This window comes from Gilliamella sp. X-46 (genome assembly GCF_057063525.1).
This window is the reverse complement of sequence record NZ_JBXSQH010000001.1, coordinates 416,220-431,596: the sequence shown is the minus strand read 5'-3', so window position 1 is coordinate 431,596 and position 15,377 is coordinate 416,220. Positions and strand designations below refer to the sequence as shown.

Here is a 15,377-nt window from a genome sequence, read left to right as displayed (position 1 = left end):
GCTAAAATACTCCGACATCTATACCTAACTGCTTGCCGTTTCCAGTTTATATACAAACTTACATCGATTTAGAATAAAAAAAACCCTAGATAAACTAGGGTGCATTAAATTGCAAGGAATGGATGAAAGGAAATAAAACAATGAAACAGTAATGTCTAGCTTCATGAATCATTGTGTGGCTACTATAACAAAGAAAAACCAACTAATTGATGACATTATTATTACAAAATAGTCATAAATTTATCATGGTTGGTTTAGCGTCTGTCATTTATTCTATAACATTGTTATGCAATTTCGGCAATCAGACAAATAACAAAGGAAGTATTCAAATATGAAATTGTTAGTAGTTGAAGATGAGCAAAAAACAGGTGAATATCTTCGCCAGGGTTTAGTTGAATCTGGATTTGTTGTTGATCTAACAAATAATGGCCTTGATGGCTATCATCGAGCCATGACTGAAGACTATGATTTAATTATTTTAGATGTCATGTTGCCAGATATTGTTGGTTGGAAAATTGTTCAGTCATTGCGTGAAGCAGGTAAAGATGTCCAAATTATGTTGCTCACAGCTATGGGTAGTGTGGATGATAAAGTAAAAGGTCTTAACTTAGGTGCAGATGATTATTTAGTAAAACCTTTTTCGTTTGCCGAATTATTAGCACGAGTTAAATCTCTGCTTCGTCGTAATGTTCCTCAGGTCAATAATTCTCAATTGAGTATTGCTGATTTGGTCATGGATCTTCATAAACGAACAGTAACTCGTGGAGATAAACGTATTGATTTAACTAATAAAGAATTTTTATTGTTAGAGTACTTTTTACGGTATCCAGGAGAGGTGTTGCCTCGTTCCTTAATTGCGTCTCAAGTTTGGGATATGAATTTTGATAGCGATACTAATGTGATTGATGTCGCGATTCGACGATTACGTAATAAAATCGATGCCGATTTTGAACCAAAGTTAATTCATACAGTTCGTGGAATGGGGTATAAGTTAGATGTCTTGGATGAAAACGAGTAAGTTAATCTCATTTCGTTTGCCGCTTGCTGTTTGTTTGTTAACAAGTGGTCTGCTTTATTGTTTCAGTTTTTTAATTGAACACTCTTTTGAAAAAATATCAATTCAACACAATGTCTCCGAACTTAATTCGGTTATTGATTCTATTGAACGTGAGCTTGTTTACTATTCTCCAGACGATAATCGTGATGAGTTTATTCAGAATTTATTACTAATTTTAACTGGTCATCACCGTTTGTTTGTTTATGTTATTGATGATACAGGTAAAATTGTTTATCGAACCCGTGGTCCAAATTTAACTTTTGCTAAAACTCAAATTGATTTTGATACCATTATTAAAAATCACAGCACAGCTATTTGGAATCAAGATAAAGCATCGTATCGGGTTGCTGCGTCAAGCGTTGTTATTGAAAATGGTAAACAATACACTACTATAGCTGCTGTTGGTCGTGATTTATATATTGAATTTATTCAGCGATTACACGATGGTTTAGGATTACTTATTGGTATTGCTTGTATTTTGGCATTAATTGGTTCTTTTATTAGTATCTATTTTACTCAAAAACCCATAAATCGATTGATTAAAAAGATCGAGAAAATTAATCTTAAAAGCTTGAATTACCGTATTCCTACATCTTTGGTTCCCATTAAATACGTTAGCTTAGTGAAAGCATTTAATCATATGCTGAATCGTATGGAAGATGTGTTTCAGCGTCAACGAAATTTTACGGCAGATATTGCTCATGAAATGCGAACACCTATTACCAATCTAACAACACAAACACAAATTGTGCTTAGTAATGCTCGATCGACTAACGAATACCGTGAGATTTTATATTCTAATTTAGAAGAATACGAAAAAATGTCGCAGATGATTTCTGATATGCTATTTTTAGCACAAGCAGATAATCGTCAATTGGTACCCAATTTAATTGATATTGATTTACATGATATGATCACAATGATGTGTGAGTATTTTGAACCACTGACTGATGAGAAAAATATCATCTTTAACCTTGAAGGTAACTGTTCCCATATTCAAGGGGACAAGATGATGTTAGGGCGAGCAATTAGTAATATTTTATCCAATGCAATTCGTTATACACCAGAAAACCAAATTATCACAATAACTTTAAGTCAAGTTAGTGAAAAACGCATTAGGATCATTATTGCTAATCCAGGTAAAAAAATTGATAGTAAACATTTACCACACCTTTTTGATCGCTTTTATCGGGTTGATGAGTCACGCCACCGTAATGGTAATGATAGTTCGGGTACAGGCATAGGACTTGCGATCGTAAAATCCATTGTTGAAACGCATAAAGGCTCGATTTATGCTGAATCCGATGAGCAATCTACGAGATTTATTATTAGTTTACCAGCGGCTATTTAACATCAAAGTCGCTGATCAATAAATTAGCTGCTGCATAAGCAGCTTTATCTTTTAGTTCTTGCGGTACTTGATCGTTACGAACAATATCGTCCAACACTTGCATGACAGCCCCTAAGGCATCTTCAATATAACCCAGATCGTTACTGCCAATTTGTGCGTATTTTTCGCAAATAAGTTCGCTATATTTATTCATTGCATACTTTCCTTTTGATTAACTTATAAAAAGTTAGCTAATTGTTGATAAACTTGTTCGGCTTGAATGGTTTGCATGCTTTTTTCGTTTGAGATAATACTGAATTGGTTTTTTCCATATCCTCCGATTAGTTTAGGATCAGTTTTGCCAAATAAAGTAATATTGGGACGATCTAATGCAGCAGTTAGGTGACTTAGTCCTGTATCAACCGAAACAACCGCTTTTGCTCCAGCAATAATGGTTGCTATGTCAGAAAGTGGACATTTGGGAAGTACTTCGACATGTTGAAATCCCTGAGCTAGGCGAATTGCTCGTGCTTGTTCATGTGGTGCCCCCCAAGGTAGCTTTATTCTTAATCCTGTTGGTTCAACTAATTTAATTAATTTTCGCCAAGCGTCTTCACTCCAATGTTTTTCATCGCGGGTTGTTGCGTGTAAAAAAATTAGATACTGCTGATTATCGCTAGGTAGTGAAGATAAAAAGTGGCGCGCAATGGCATAATCACCCATTGAATTAGGTAGTTGGTACTGTAGACTTTGCGCAAACAGCAATCTAATGCGCTCAATGGCATGCATCTGTTTGGGTACATTGTGTTTTACATCATAAAACCAACTGGCAATGGGCTCTTTGATGCTTTTTCGATCTAAACCGTGCTTAATGCCTTGAGCCTTACGAGTAATAAGGAATGCACTTTTAATAAGTCCTTGCGCATCAATAATCGCATCATATTGTTGTTGTCTTAAGGTCTGGATAAAGTCATGACGTTCTTGGCGAGTTGTTTTGGCAAACCAGCTTTTCCTCCAGCGTCTTATTGCAACAGGGATCACTTTATTTACTGCATAGTGCCAACTGGGTATTTGGGCAAAATTTTCTTCTACTACCCAATCAAAAGCTATATTTGATAAGCTGTTGGCCGCATCAGTTAATGCTGGTAAAGTATGAAGTACATCCCCCATGGATGATGTTTTAACAACTAGTACACGCATTATCCATTACTCTTTTCACAACGCATAATGAGTTTCATTAATGTCTCAAATACGTTATCAGGTTTAATATCAATTAAGCTTTGGTGATAGCCTTGTTCAGCATCACCTTGGCGCACACGTTGGTAGCCAGTAATTAGACGAATAACTTCGGCTTTATTTGATAATGGTGGTGTGAAATCAGGGCTACTTGGTCCATAAAGTGCCACCAGTGGTCTATCTAATGCAGCAGCAACATGCATTAATCCGGAATCATTAGTAACAATCGCTTTACAAGCGGCAATTAAACTCACTGCTTGTTCTAATTGGGTTTGTCCAGCTAAGTTAATACATTGATCGCCATGTGTCATTTTTGCAATAATCTGTTCACCAACGTTGCGATCTTTTACTGAACCAAAAATAATAATTTTAGCATGTTGTTGAACTAGCATATCGGCAAGAGCTGCGTAATGATAATCTGGCCAACGTTTTGCAGGGCCAAATTCAGCTCCTGGGCAAAAACCAATTAATGGTTTATCTTGTGCAATTGTAAAAGTTGAAAGTGATTGCGTTATTTCATCTTGTTCAACATTGAGTTTAGGCCATAACAGAGGCTGTGGTAAGTCCGATGCCGAGTGAATTTGATTTTTAGGATAAGCAAGTGCAACATAGCGTTCAACCATTAGTGGAAAGGCCTGCTTATCAAGTTTTCGTATATCATTTAATAATCCATAACGCATTTCACCTTTCCAACCTGTGCGTTTAGATACTTTTGCAAAAAATGGGATTAATGCGGATTTAAATGAATTAGGTAACACAATTGCTTGATCATAATGGTTATCACGTAGTGATTTTCCTATTTCGTGACGTTTTGCTAAAGCAAACTCACCATGCCCTAATGGCATTGCAATTGCTTGATTCACTTCTGGCATTTTATTTAACAGCGCTCGACACCAAGCAGGTGCTAAAACATCAATTTGGTTATTAGAATCAAGTTGTTTCAATGTACGATACAGACTTTGCGACATCATCATATCGCCAACCCATGAAGGACCAATAATGAGTGTTTTCATTTAATTAATTCCGTTTTATTGTTCATTTAGCCATTTCATATATTCAGCAGTGCCTTCTGCAACGGTTTTAAATTCGATTGAACATGTTGTTTGTCTAAATTTAGTCAGATCAGCTTGAGTATAGCTTTGGTAACGCCCTTTTAGATGCTCAGGGAAAGGAATATAATCAATTTCGCCTTTTTTATGGTAGTTAAGTACTGCATCAGCAACAGCTTGAAATGATTCTGCTCGACCTGTTCCACAGTTATAAATGCCTGAGATTTTGTTTTTCCAGAACCACAAATTGACCGCAACGACATCACCAACATAAATAAAGTCACGTTTAAAATTTTCACTGCCAGCAAAAAGTTTTGGTTTTTCACCTTTGTTAATCTGTTCATTTAAGTGAAATGCAACACTCGCCATGCTGCCTTTGTGCGATTCGCGAGGTCCATAGACATTAAAATAACGGAATCCGCAAACCGGTGAATTAGCTTGGGGTAATAGTTGTCTTACGTATTGGTCAAATAAGAATTTAGAATAACCATAAACATTTAAAGGTTTTTCGTAAGCACGGTCTTCAATAAAGTTATCACTGCGTCCGCCATACGTCGCAGCTGATGATGCATATAGAAATGGAATGTTGAAGTCTAAACAATAATGCAATAAGTCCTTTGAATAGTCGTAATTGTTTTCCATCATAAATTTACCATCCCATTCAGTGGTTGATGAACAAGCACCTTGGTGAAAAACAACATCAATATCAAGATCTTCATGACTAATAATAGCTGCAATAAACTCGTCTTTATCCATATAATCGGCAATATCTAGATCAGCTAAATTGGCAAATTTAGTGCCGTCGGTTAAATCATCAACAACCAAAATGTCTTTATGTCCTAGATCATTCAGACCTTTCACAATATTACTACCAATAAATCCGGCACCGCCCGTTACAACAATCATGATTATTTTCCTTAACCAAAAAAACTAATCTGCTTATGATAACGATTTATGATAAATTTTTCGAGTGATCATTTAAAAAAGCATAATCGAGAGCGGATTTATTTACGAATTTATTTTATTTTTTGCAGTAACTAATATATATCTTGCTAAATTAAGATAAGGTTCAGTTTGGCAATATGTTTGCTCAAGTTCTAATAACTGTTCGAAGTGAGTTTCGGCTTTGGATTTATTGGTAAGATAATCATGAAAAATGCGAATCCCTGTTTTTTGTAAAATAGTAAAATCCAGTTGTGTAAGCCAGTGATATACGTCTGTTGGAACTCTTGGAAAATCGGGAGAAAGTGTTTTCTTTTTGCGTTTAGCTAACCCTGATTGTGTGTAACCAAAATTGCCTAATGTGACAGTTTTAAATAAAAGTGCATGATAATTATAAAACATTAACGATAAATAGCCTTCTGGTTTGAGATGTTTTTTTAATGATGCTATTAATTCAATTGGCTCTGCTACCCATTCTAATACCGCATGGCAAATGACTAAATCAAACTTTTGGTTAATTAAGTTATCAAGCTGTTGGATAGGGCAGCAAAGGCAATTTATATTTACCTTTTCTGCTTGAGCCTTTTGTTTTGCTAGTTCTAGCATCTGTTCTGAGATATCACAAAGTGTTACTTGATGTCCAAGCTTGGCAAGCCTGCCGGCGATTTGACCTTGCCCACCACCAGCATCAAGTATGGTTAGTGGCTTATTGGTTGGATAAGTAACTAAAATTTTTTCTAATTCTTGCCATACTATCGCTTCGCGAATTTTTCCTTTGGTTGTGCCATAAATGTTTTGTGCAAACTTATTGCTGATGTCATCAAAATTACGATCTTGTTTATTCATGAGTTATTTTTGATTATTTAATTGTTTTGCTTCATCATTTATTTGCGCTATTTTAGCAGCCATTTGGTTATAGCATTGTTCCATTAAGGTTCTAGCATCCTCTTTGCTTAGATCTTTTGTTTCTATAGGCTCTAGCATTTCAACAATAAAATGTCCATTATTTAGACGATTTAATTTGATATCATTAGTTTGCGATACACAAATTGGCACAATGGGTACTCCAGCAGCAATTGCGGCTTTAAATGCCCCTGTTTTAAACGGTAACAATCCACGTCCGCGGCTACGAGTACCTTCAGGAAACATCCAAATAGATATGCCACGTTTTTTGATTTCATTAACAACTTGTTCGATTGTATCGCGAGCTTTTGATTTATTATTACGATCAATAAGAATGTTGCCAGTAAGGTAATAAAGTTGCCCAAAAAATGGAATCCAAGCTAAACTTTTTTTACCGACGGTGACTGTTTTAGGTTGTACGACATCTGATGCTACGATGATGTCATAGTTATTTTGATGATTAGCAATATATACACAACTACCTATTTTATTAATATTAGGGTGAATGCGAGTATCAACTTTTACGCCAAATATAGGTTTAAAGAAAAAACCAAATAAATGAGCAAATCTTGCCACATTTTGGGGATTTCTTGGATTAAATAAGCAAAAAATAGTGCCTAACACACAAATAACAAGACCAATGATAACCACACTAATTAAGCGGAAAAGAAATACCATAATTTACCTCATAAGTTAACTTAGCGTATTATATACATAATTAACATTAATATACAGTTGTTAAATATAGCTGTTTAAAGGAAATTTATGCATAAATCGACGATTATTTGGAATGAAAATCAGACGCCTATTTCTGTTCATTTTGATGATGTGTATTTTAATACGGAAGGCGCCATTGAGGAAACAAGGTATGTATTTATTGACGGTAATGATTTACATCAGCGTTTTTTACAGCATAAGCAAGATACATTTATTGTTGGTGAAACAGGTTTTGGTTCAGGGCTAAGTTTTTTAATTTTATGGCAAACGTTTTTAAATTTTAGAAGTGAGCATCCAAATCATATACTGAAATATCTTGCCTTTTTCAGTGTCGAAAAGTATCCATTATCTTTAGATGAACTAATAAAGATACATGATAATGTGGTTTCTAAAAATGAAACGTTATTTTCGTTAGCAAAACAACTTCAGGCTAGTTTGATTGATTCTACCTGCCAATTTGACAACGTTAGTTTGACAATATGCTATGATGATATTAGGCATTTTTCAGATTTTCTAGTTAAGAAAAATGTATTGATTGATGCTTGGTTTTTTGATGGTTTTTCACCGGCTAAAAATCCTGATATGTGGTCAGAATGTTTATTTAGCAATTGTTTTAGCCTAACAGCCCCAGGCGGTGGTTTTGCGACTTTTACGGCTGCTGGTTTTGTTCGTCGTCATTTAATGAGCGCCGGATTTACCGTTGAAAAACGAAAAGGGTTTGGCGCAAAACGTGAAATGTTAGTAGGGTATAAGTGAGTTTGCTTTTTACCTGTATCCACTACCGTCATTTCTCAAATTACAGAAAACAAAACAAGTCACTCCCAAAATTAAGTAATTTTCTAGAAGTGATAAGCTAATTCATGTAACATATTAATCAATAATAACAATTTATTATTGATTAATATAGTTATAAAAATAATAGTAAATTAAATAGGAGAACAAATGAAAGCCTTAAAAAACGTTTTAATTATATTAACCACCGCTATGATTTTAACGGGTTGTGAAGAAAAAAACGAGGAATATTATTTAAACAATATAGACTCAGCAAATAAAAAAGTAGAGCAATGTAATCAGGATTTAGAAAAGGCATTTATAGCAAATGATAAAGGCGGTATCGAAAAGGTAGAAAAAAATCCTGAATGTCGTGCTGCAATGTCTGCAATTGAAAAAGACAGAAAGATAAAATATGAATTAGAAAAAAAACGGAAAGAAGACGAAAAAAAACAAGCGGTAGAATCTGAAATGAGCGCCATCAGACAACAAGTTTCTGGTATGTCATGGGGCGAATCAGTTGATGAATATTTAAAGGTAGATGAGTGTAAGAGTAGTTTTTCGTTTAATAAAAGCCCGAAATGTGAAGCTTGGGAAACGGTTTATAAAGAAAAAGTAGATGAAGGCAAAAAAGAGTTAAAACAGCTATCTTTTAATGAAATTAAAGCAAAAATGCAGTCTTTATGTAAATTAGATAAAAGAACTGGCTCTAAGTGTAGTGTTGCCCAAAAAGCACTAGAAGAAAAGGCGGCTGATGAATTAGCCAATGTCGATATTCAAACCATTGAATCAAAAAAATCGCTATACTGTGCAGAGGATCTGGTTTTTCAATCAGCTTGTAACGTTAGTTGGGAAAAAGCATGGAAAAAAGAAAGTGATAAGTACGTCAAATTCTATACAGAAAATAATGCGGAATTTGTTGCTACATATAACTCATGCATAGATAAATTAGAAGCTGTTAAAGCTCAGAAATTAAACTGGAATGAAGAAAATAAATTACAAAAAGCAATAAAAGAAGGATACCCTTGTAGTCAAGTGAAAGATGCTTACACGAAAAGAGGAATGGGATACTCTTGGTTTTATAAGAAAATTGAAGAATAACCCAATTAGTCGTGTTCTATTAGAATGGAATCGATTGTTGACAAAGAACTCGCTTTTAGCGAGTTCTTTGCGCTAATAGATTTGTAAACTTAGTAAATAAAAATTTTAATAAAATCAATGGTTTTTCTTCTTTAAATCAGGTGATGCTTTGGGGAGGGTTGATTTGGTTTTGTGTGATAGTTTCGGATGTTTTGGCTTTAAGTGATTAAAATGGCGACAGTGACCACGTCCGAGCTAAGGGAATTTGAAGCGAATTCCCTTAGCGACCCCAGGCTTTATCTGCATAATGTGACCTTTCAGACTGCTCTCCACAATTACTTGTATCATCCTGACACTTGCCTTTACGAGGCCATCTTTGCTTTGCTCAGACGTTCAAATAGCACAGCACAAACTAGCCAAACGTTCCTGTTTGGCGTGCTAGCCTCGCTCTATCGTGGCACATTCTGACGTCAAGCAAGACAAACAACATAACCTTGGGTTAGATTTTGTGGAGGTGTTTTTGGTTAAAGAGATCTAATTACTAGCCCAAAATCAGTCAGAAAAGATATTGATTTCATTGAAGTTTTTTTGGTGTTATGGGTTTATGTGCCATTGGACAAAAATAAATGCTGATAGCACTATTTTATCACTGAAATGGCATAATCTGATATGCAGCCTAATTAAAGTGTCAGTTAGCACGCTTTAGCTAGGCTGGTGTTAGCATTTTACTCCATTGAGGTTCTGCGTAAGGTAATGGGCATAGAGTCCTTTGGGGTAATGTTAGAAATCAAATTGATAAATCAGATCCAATGTTTGCGCTAAGCTTGATGCTGCATCTAAATAAAGATTCGGCATAAGCCTATAACGTAAAGTAAACGTTGCCAATGAATCAAAAATGCCGACACCATATTTTAGTTGTAAGTTAGGTAATATATACCCGCTAACCACAACTTTAGAGTTGTTACCCGCACCTTGTGTATCAAGCGTTAGATTTTTGATACCAAATGCATTACCTATATCACCAATATATTTACCGGTTTTTGCTGTGCCAATACCAACGAGTAATGCGGTCATCATGTCACTATCACTTTGTTCCGCACTATCAAGTCCTTGACCTCGAATTAAGTAGGAAAGGGCTTCTTGCTGTGACATGGCAGGATCTGAAAACACTTCAATCTTAGGTGATTCCGACGATCCTGTAACACGAATCCCCGCCATGATGTTATTATTTTCCATTGATTCTGGATTACGGATTGCTTCAATGTCGAGCATAGCTTGATCGGTTGCACCTGAAAATGTGATGATACCTTTGTGAATAATCAAGTCTTGCCCATAGGCATGGAATCGACCTGTTGGAATTGAAATCTCTCCATGTAGATCGAGTCCTTTATTGGTTTGTGTTGCAATTAAATTACCTTTAAGCGATGCATTTAATCCAAAGGCATCGACAGTAACTTTATCCTCAATATTAATTTCAATATGTCCATTGATTTTCATGCCAAATTCTTGGGCCTTAATTTCTTTTCGATTTGCACCAAGCATGACCTCATCGGGCGAAACATCAACGCTTGATGAGGGTAGCGATTCAACCGTTATTTTACCTTTTGGAATACTTACTTTTCCTAATAACGTTAATTCGTCTGGTGTTGCATTGATTTTAATATCAGGAATAATGGTCATAACAATCATTGGTGGCACTGAAACTTCCATGGCGGCACCATTAACTGTTAACGAAGCTTGCCATTTATCTAAGGTATTCCAGCTGGCATTACCATTAATATTAACATTACCTGCTTGAGTGGTTAAAACACCTTTTAATGTGGATGATTTCCCATTGAAATTGATATCAAACTTAGCTGATTTGATGTCAATGGGTAATTGGCTTGATTGTATTTCACTATGTTTCAAGCTAATATTACCTGTTAGCAATGGGTCATTTAATGATCCAGAAAATTTAACCGTACCATTAATGGCACCTTTAGCATAATCTTTACTGTCTAATAATGGATTAATAATCGCTAAAGCTAAATGATCGATATTTAATTGGCCACTTAATGTTTTTTGATTGGTTGGATCTGTTATCACTATATTTCCGCTGATTTTTCCTAGTTTATTTAGGCCAAAAATCCAATCTAATTTAGCTTGTTGTTCATTAAATTCTGCATTGATTTTGAAAAGTTCGAAAGGCAGTGGCAACGACTGTGAGGTAACAATTTGTTGAATATAAACATCATGACTGGTTATATTCGCTTTTATTGATGGTATTTTATTGTCATTTTTAAATTGTATGATTATTTTGCCATTTACATTACCAGCAAGTTTGGTTTCACCATCGTTAGGTATTGGTAGTTTAGATAGATTAATTTCTTTTAACGTAATACTGGTATCGGTGTTTTTAGTTATCGAAAATTGTTTATCAAGGCAAATAGTTGACTTTTCATTTATCCAGCAATGGGCACTAATGGCTGGTATTTGATTCTTTATGTCATAAGATAAGTCCAACGATTTAGCGAGTTGCCAATTATTGTTCTTGCCTAAATTAAGTAGGGCATGCGCAATGGTCCCGCTCCATTTTGTGCGATCTTTATCAAGTTGCCCTGTTAACGAAGTTGTCAATGATGCTGGATCACCATCAATATTTACCGTTAAAGTATGGTGATTTTCACTGCCTGATAACTCAATATTTGCTTTTTTGATGATTTGGCTTGGTAGCTCTATTGTTTGACCAGTGAGCTTGATATTACCACTTAATTGGTTTTTATACCGAATTTTGCCAATAAGATTAGCTTTAGCTAGTTTGATTGTGTTAAAAGAAAATGAGTTAACCGACAAATTGGTATCAATAGTGGCATTGTTAGCAGCGCCATTGAGTTCAATATTGCCCACAACAGATCCTTGCATGCCGTCAATCAATAACGATAGCGATTCGAAATTTAACTTTGTAAGTAAATTGCCACTTTCACTTGAGCCATTTATATTGAGCTGATTTTTTCCCCATTTTATCGCAAAATCATCTGCAGTGGTTTTATTTTCAGAGTTAACAGATAGATTACCTGATGCCAAAAAATCAGCATGATTGATATTACCTTTTAACTGTAAATCGGATAAATTAAATGCCCATTTGTCACTTTCTAGCGAGCCGGTTGTTTTCAATTGACCGTTTAATCGAATTGGATAATTTGGCAATTCTTTAGTGATATCAACGTTATTGAGTTTTATGTCGGTATCCCATTGTAGTGCTTGTTGCCAATTTGCAGTTCCTGCTATATTAATTTCACCTTGGGGTAATTTAATTATTCCATGGTCGATCATTGCACCTTGATTGGTGCCTGTACCGGCAATATCAAACATCGTGTTGGCTAATTCCTCTCCTTTTATATGGCCTTTAGCTGACATTTGATACTGCTGCACGTTACCCTCTATTGATGCAGAAAAATCATTTAATTCATATTGCGCTTGTCCTTCAATTGGCCATTGAATATGCTTACCTTCGAGTTGGGTCATGATAGGCAAGTATTTTTCTATAAAATTGATGCGCCCATTTATTTTTATTTGATTCAAGCCATCAAGAGTTGCGTTAGTTAATAGCTCTCCAAGCAATTTACCTGAAAATTGTGCATCAAATTGATTTTGTTCGGTATTTGCTTTCACTAATGCTAATACTGGCCAGTCGTCATGTAATGTGATTTCGCCCGAAACCGAAGCATGTCCGCTTGCGTAAGGGGTGGTAGCATCTGTATCGACTTGTTTTACAATGATACGACTATTGACGATATTAGTCTGAATTATAACGTTATTGAATCGATAATCTTGCCCACCAATATGTAATAACCAGTTATTACCAGTTAAACTTATCACATTAATATTTAATGGAATATTAACTTGAGGTAATGAATCAATCAGTGGTTGATTAAAAATTTGGCTAATTTTTTCATTAAGCGCGATATCTTCGTTTGTTGCTTCAACAGGTAAATTGGTTGTTTTATTATCGGCAAAAATAGCGCTTAAATCTGTTGCTACAGCGGGATAAACATAAATTTGATTATTAATCCACCTTGCTTTACCAGTAAAGTCTGACATACCAAATTGCATATCATCAACGGTGACTTTTATATTTGTTAAGTGGGTATTTTTAAGATCTATAGGTAACGGTGTTTTGAGTTCAAAACGTTTTTCTGTGTTAGGCTCTTCTCTAGGCGAACTATCTATTTGTCCAGTATTAATTGAAACTTTTACACCATCGGCATTAAATTGATTTACACAGACTTGGGCTTTTAATAAACAATGTCCAGCTAATGAAAATGAAGCATCATTAACTTGAACATTAACATTCGGTAATTCAAGCGAAAGTCCTTGTATATGCAGATTATGTAATGTGCCTTCAACTTGAGCTATCTTTAGCTCAGGTAGAAATTTATTTAAAACATAGGTAGTTAGTTTTACACCAAGACTGGTATATATAAACAAAATAACAAAAACGATTAGAAAGACGATAACAGATAAAATGGCTATGCTTCGCTTTTTCCATTTGCGTATCTGTTTTAATTTTTTTACTTTTTTTATTCTAACTAAATTTTTAGCCATATTATAACTCGCTTCCTAGACCAATATATAGGTGAATAGAACCGGTGTTTTTATTTAATGGTGTTGCTAAATCGATTTTTATTGGCCCAACAGGAGAGGCCCAACGAATGCCAAATCCTGTTCCTGTATAAAATTTGGTTGTATCAACTTTGTCTATGGCTTCGCCAGTATCAACAAAGGCAGCCCCCCACCATGGACCTGATAAATTATACTGGTATTCAATTGAACCTGTGATGAGTTTAGAGGCACCTTTTAATTTGCCTTTTTTATCTTTAGGTGAAATAGATTGATAGCTATAACCACGAATACTGCGCTCACCACCCGCAAAAAATCTAAACGATGGTGGAACTCGATCAAAATTGCTTGCTTGTATAATACCGAAATTGCCACGAGCAATAAATCGATGCGACTTATGTAGCGAGCGAATCCAAGCTTGTTGAGCTTGAAAACGAACTAAATTAATATCTGACCCTAATGATTCTCCAGCGGCTTCGACAGAGTAACGTTGCGAATCCCCCCACATCGCTAATAAATCACCATCAGAACGAATTCTTGATAAGCTAAGTGAAGGGTAATACAAAAATGTTTTGAAACTTGCATCACCTTGGGTAAAATCATCTCGTAATAGATTAAAACCTAATGCTGTTTGCCATCCATAAAAATTATCCCAGTTGCGCAATGCTCCAAACGTATAAGAACGTGAGTAGGTGTCGTTATTATCTATCTTTTTATAACCACTTTGAATGGTATAATACTGCTCAAGAGGTGATTTTTTTAATGGAATTTTGTAACTCATAGTGACCAGTTGTTCTGGTGAAGATAGCGATAAGTTACTTTGAAAACTTTGTCCTCGGCTATTGATCCAAGGTTTGTTCCAACCAATTTTTCCATGTACACCGTTATCTGTTGAAAAGCCTAAACCTAAGTCCATATTATTTTTTTTGCGAGGCGAGGTTTCAACATCAATAGGTAGAACTTTGTCTTTTGTTAAATGTGGAAAGTCAGGTACAACAACCACTGAATTAAACCAGTTTGTTGAGGTAAGGCGTCTATTTAATAATGACAATTGTTCGGCTGTATATTCCTCACCATCTTTAAATGGAACAATATTTGCTAAATAATCGTCACGGATTTTGGCGTTATGAAAAGTGACTTTACCTAGTCGATAACGTTTACCTGTAGTGTAATCAATATTCCAAAAGGCTTTATTTTCAACTGTCGAAACAGCCAATTGATGTTTAGGCATATCGGCATCAAAGTAACCTTTTTTTAGTGATAAATTTTGTAAGCTTTTCTTAAATGACTCATAAATGCCATGATTTAACACATCGCCAATTTTGGGTAAGTTGTTTTTTAGCAAATATTGAAAATCGGGATCTTTTTGTCCATCCCCAGTAATATTGACATTGAGCTGCTCAACTAATACGGGATCACCTGGTGATATGTTAACGACAAGGACTTTGGGATCTTGTGCGTTATATTCAAAAGTTGGCGAATAGTAACCTAATGCGCGTAGTGCTTTTTGCACCTCACTTTCAAAATACCGCTTAAAAGCGGGCGTATCAACCACTTTATTGGGGGAAATTAATGAAACACGTGTATTGACATTGTCAGCTAATTCTCCTGATAATCCTTTAATGGATAATTTCATGTCAGCGTAACTTGATGTCGCTGTCATCACTAACAGTAAACCTAATGAACAGGAAAA

General features: G+C 35.2%; 12 protein-coding genes. 4 read left to right on the top strand and 8 right to left on the bottom strand.

Annotated features, from left to right (window positions below; genetic code table 11):
- The first annotated feature begins 331 nt into the window (after positions 1-331).
- Positions 332-1,018: a heavy metal response regulator transcription factor gene (locus ACYIAJ_RS02235; RefSeq protein ID WP_091349598.1), complete on the top strand. Its 687-nt coding sequence runs from the start codon at positions 332-334 to the stop codon at positions 1,016-1,018.
- On the top strand, positions 996-2,408 hold the full coding sequence (locus tag ACYIAJ_RS02230) for a heavy metal sensor histidine kinase (protein WP_483564271.1): 1,413 nt from the start codon (positions 996-998) through the stop codon (positions 2,406-2,408). The genes ACYIAJ_RS02235 and ACYIAJ_RS02230 overlap by 23 nt, the downstream gene beginning before the upstream one ends.
- Here ACYIAJ_RS02230 and ACYIAJ_RS02225 read toward each other — a convergent pair.
- The 6 genes from ACYIAJ_RS02225 to ACYIAJ_RS02200 form a co-directional block, all read right to left on the bottom strand.
- Positions 2,401-2,601 carry a YaeP family protein gene (locus tag ACYIAJ_RS02225; protein ID WP_160402429.1) on the bottom strand — a complete coding sequence of 67 codons (201 nt, stop codon included), beginning with the start codon at positions 2,599-2,601 and terminating at the stop codon, positions 2,401-2,403. The genes ACYIAJ_RS02230 and ACYIAJ_RS02225 overlap by 8 nt on opposite strands.
- A 23-nt stretch (positions 2,602-2,624) precedes the next feature.
- Positions 2,625-3,587: a lipopolysaccharide heptosyltransferase RfaC gene (rfaC, locus tag ACYIAJ_RS02220; RefSeq protein WP_160402428.1), complete on the bottom strand. Its 963-nt coding sequence runs from the start codon at positions 3,585-3,587 to the stop codon at positions 2,625-2,627.
- Positions 3,587-4,636 carry an ADP-heptose--LPS heptosyltransferase RfaF gene (gene rfaF, locus ACYIAJ_RS02215; protein WP_483559264.1) on the bottom strand — a complete coding sequence of 350 codons (1,050 nt, stop codon included), beginning with the start codon at positions 4,634-4,636 and terminating at the stop codon, positions 3,587-3,589. Before rfaF ends, rfaC begins: the two co-directional genes overlap by 1 nt.
- A gap of 15 nt (positions 4,637-4,651) precedes the next feature.
- The gene (gene rfaD / locus ACYIAJ_RS02210; RefSeq protein ID WP_483564270.1) at positions 4,652-5,578 is read right to left on the bottom strand and encodes an ADP-glyceromanno-heptose 6-epimerase; all 927 of its coding nucleotides are present in this window, start codon (positions 5,576-5,578) and stop codon (positions 4,652-4,654) included.
- A 102-nt stretch (positions 5,579-5,680) separates the two neighbouring features.
- Positions 5,681-6,460: a methyltransferase domain-containing protein gene (locus ACYIAJ_RS02205; RefSeq protein ID WP_483559267.1), complete on the bottom strand. Its 780-nt coding sequence runs from the start codon at positions 6,458-6,460 to the stop codon at positions 5,681-5,683.
- Between the two features lie 3 nt (positions 6,461-6,463).
- The gene (locus tag ACYIAJ_RS02200; RefSeq protein ID WP_483559268.1) at positions 6,464-7,195 is read right to left on the bottom strand and encodes a 1-acylglycerol-3-phosphate O-acyltransferase; all 732 of its coding nucleotides are present in this window, start codon (positions 7,193-7,195) and stop codon (positions 6,464-6,466) included.
- An 87-nt stretch (positions 7,196-7,282) separates the two neighbouring features.
- On the opposite strand from ACYIAJ_RS02200, the gene mnmC2 reads away from it, so the two are divergent.
- Positions 7,283-7,990: a tRNA (5-methylaminomethyl-2-thiouridine)(34)-methyltransferase MnmC2 gene (gene mnmC2 / locus ACYIAJ_RS02195; RefSeq protein ID WP_483559270.1), complete on the top strand. Its 708-nt coding sequence runs from the start codon at positions 7,283-7,285 to the stop codon at positions 7,988-7,990.
- A gap of 186 nt (positions 7,991-8,176) precedes the next feature.
- The gene (locus tag ACYIAJ_RS02190) at positions 8,177-9,106 is read left to right on the top strand and encodes a hypothetical protein (protein ID WP_160402418.1); all 930 of its coding nucleotides are present in this window, start codon (positions 8,177-8,179) and stop codon (positions 9,104-9,106) included.
- A gap of 759 nt (positions 9,107-9,865) precedes the next feature.
- Here ACYIAJ_RS02190 and tamB read toward each other — a convergent pair.
- The gene (gene tamB / locus ACYIAJ_RS02185; RefSeq protein ID WP_483559272.1) at positions 9,866-13,669 is read right to left on the bottom strand and encodes an autotransporter assembly complex protein TamB; all 3,804 of its coding nucleotides are present in this window, start codon (positions 13,667-13,669) and stop codon (positions 9,866-9,868) included.
- Position 13,670: 1 nt separating this feature from the next.
- On the bottom strand, positions 13,671-15,347 hold the full coding sequence (tamA, locus tag ACYIAJ_RS02180) for an autotransporter assembly complex protein TamA (protein ID WP_483559460.1): 1,677 nt from the start codon (positions 15,345-15,347) through the stop codon (positions 13,671-13,673).
- Positions 15,348-15,377 lie beyond the last annotated feature (30 nt).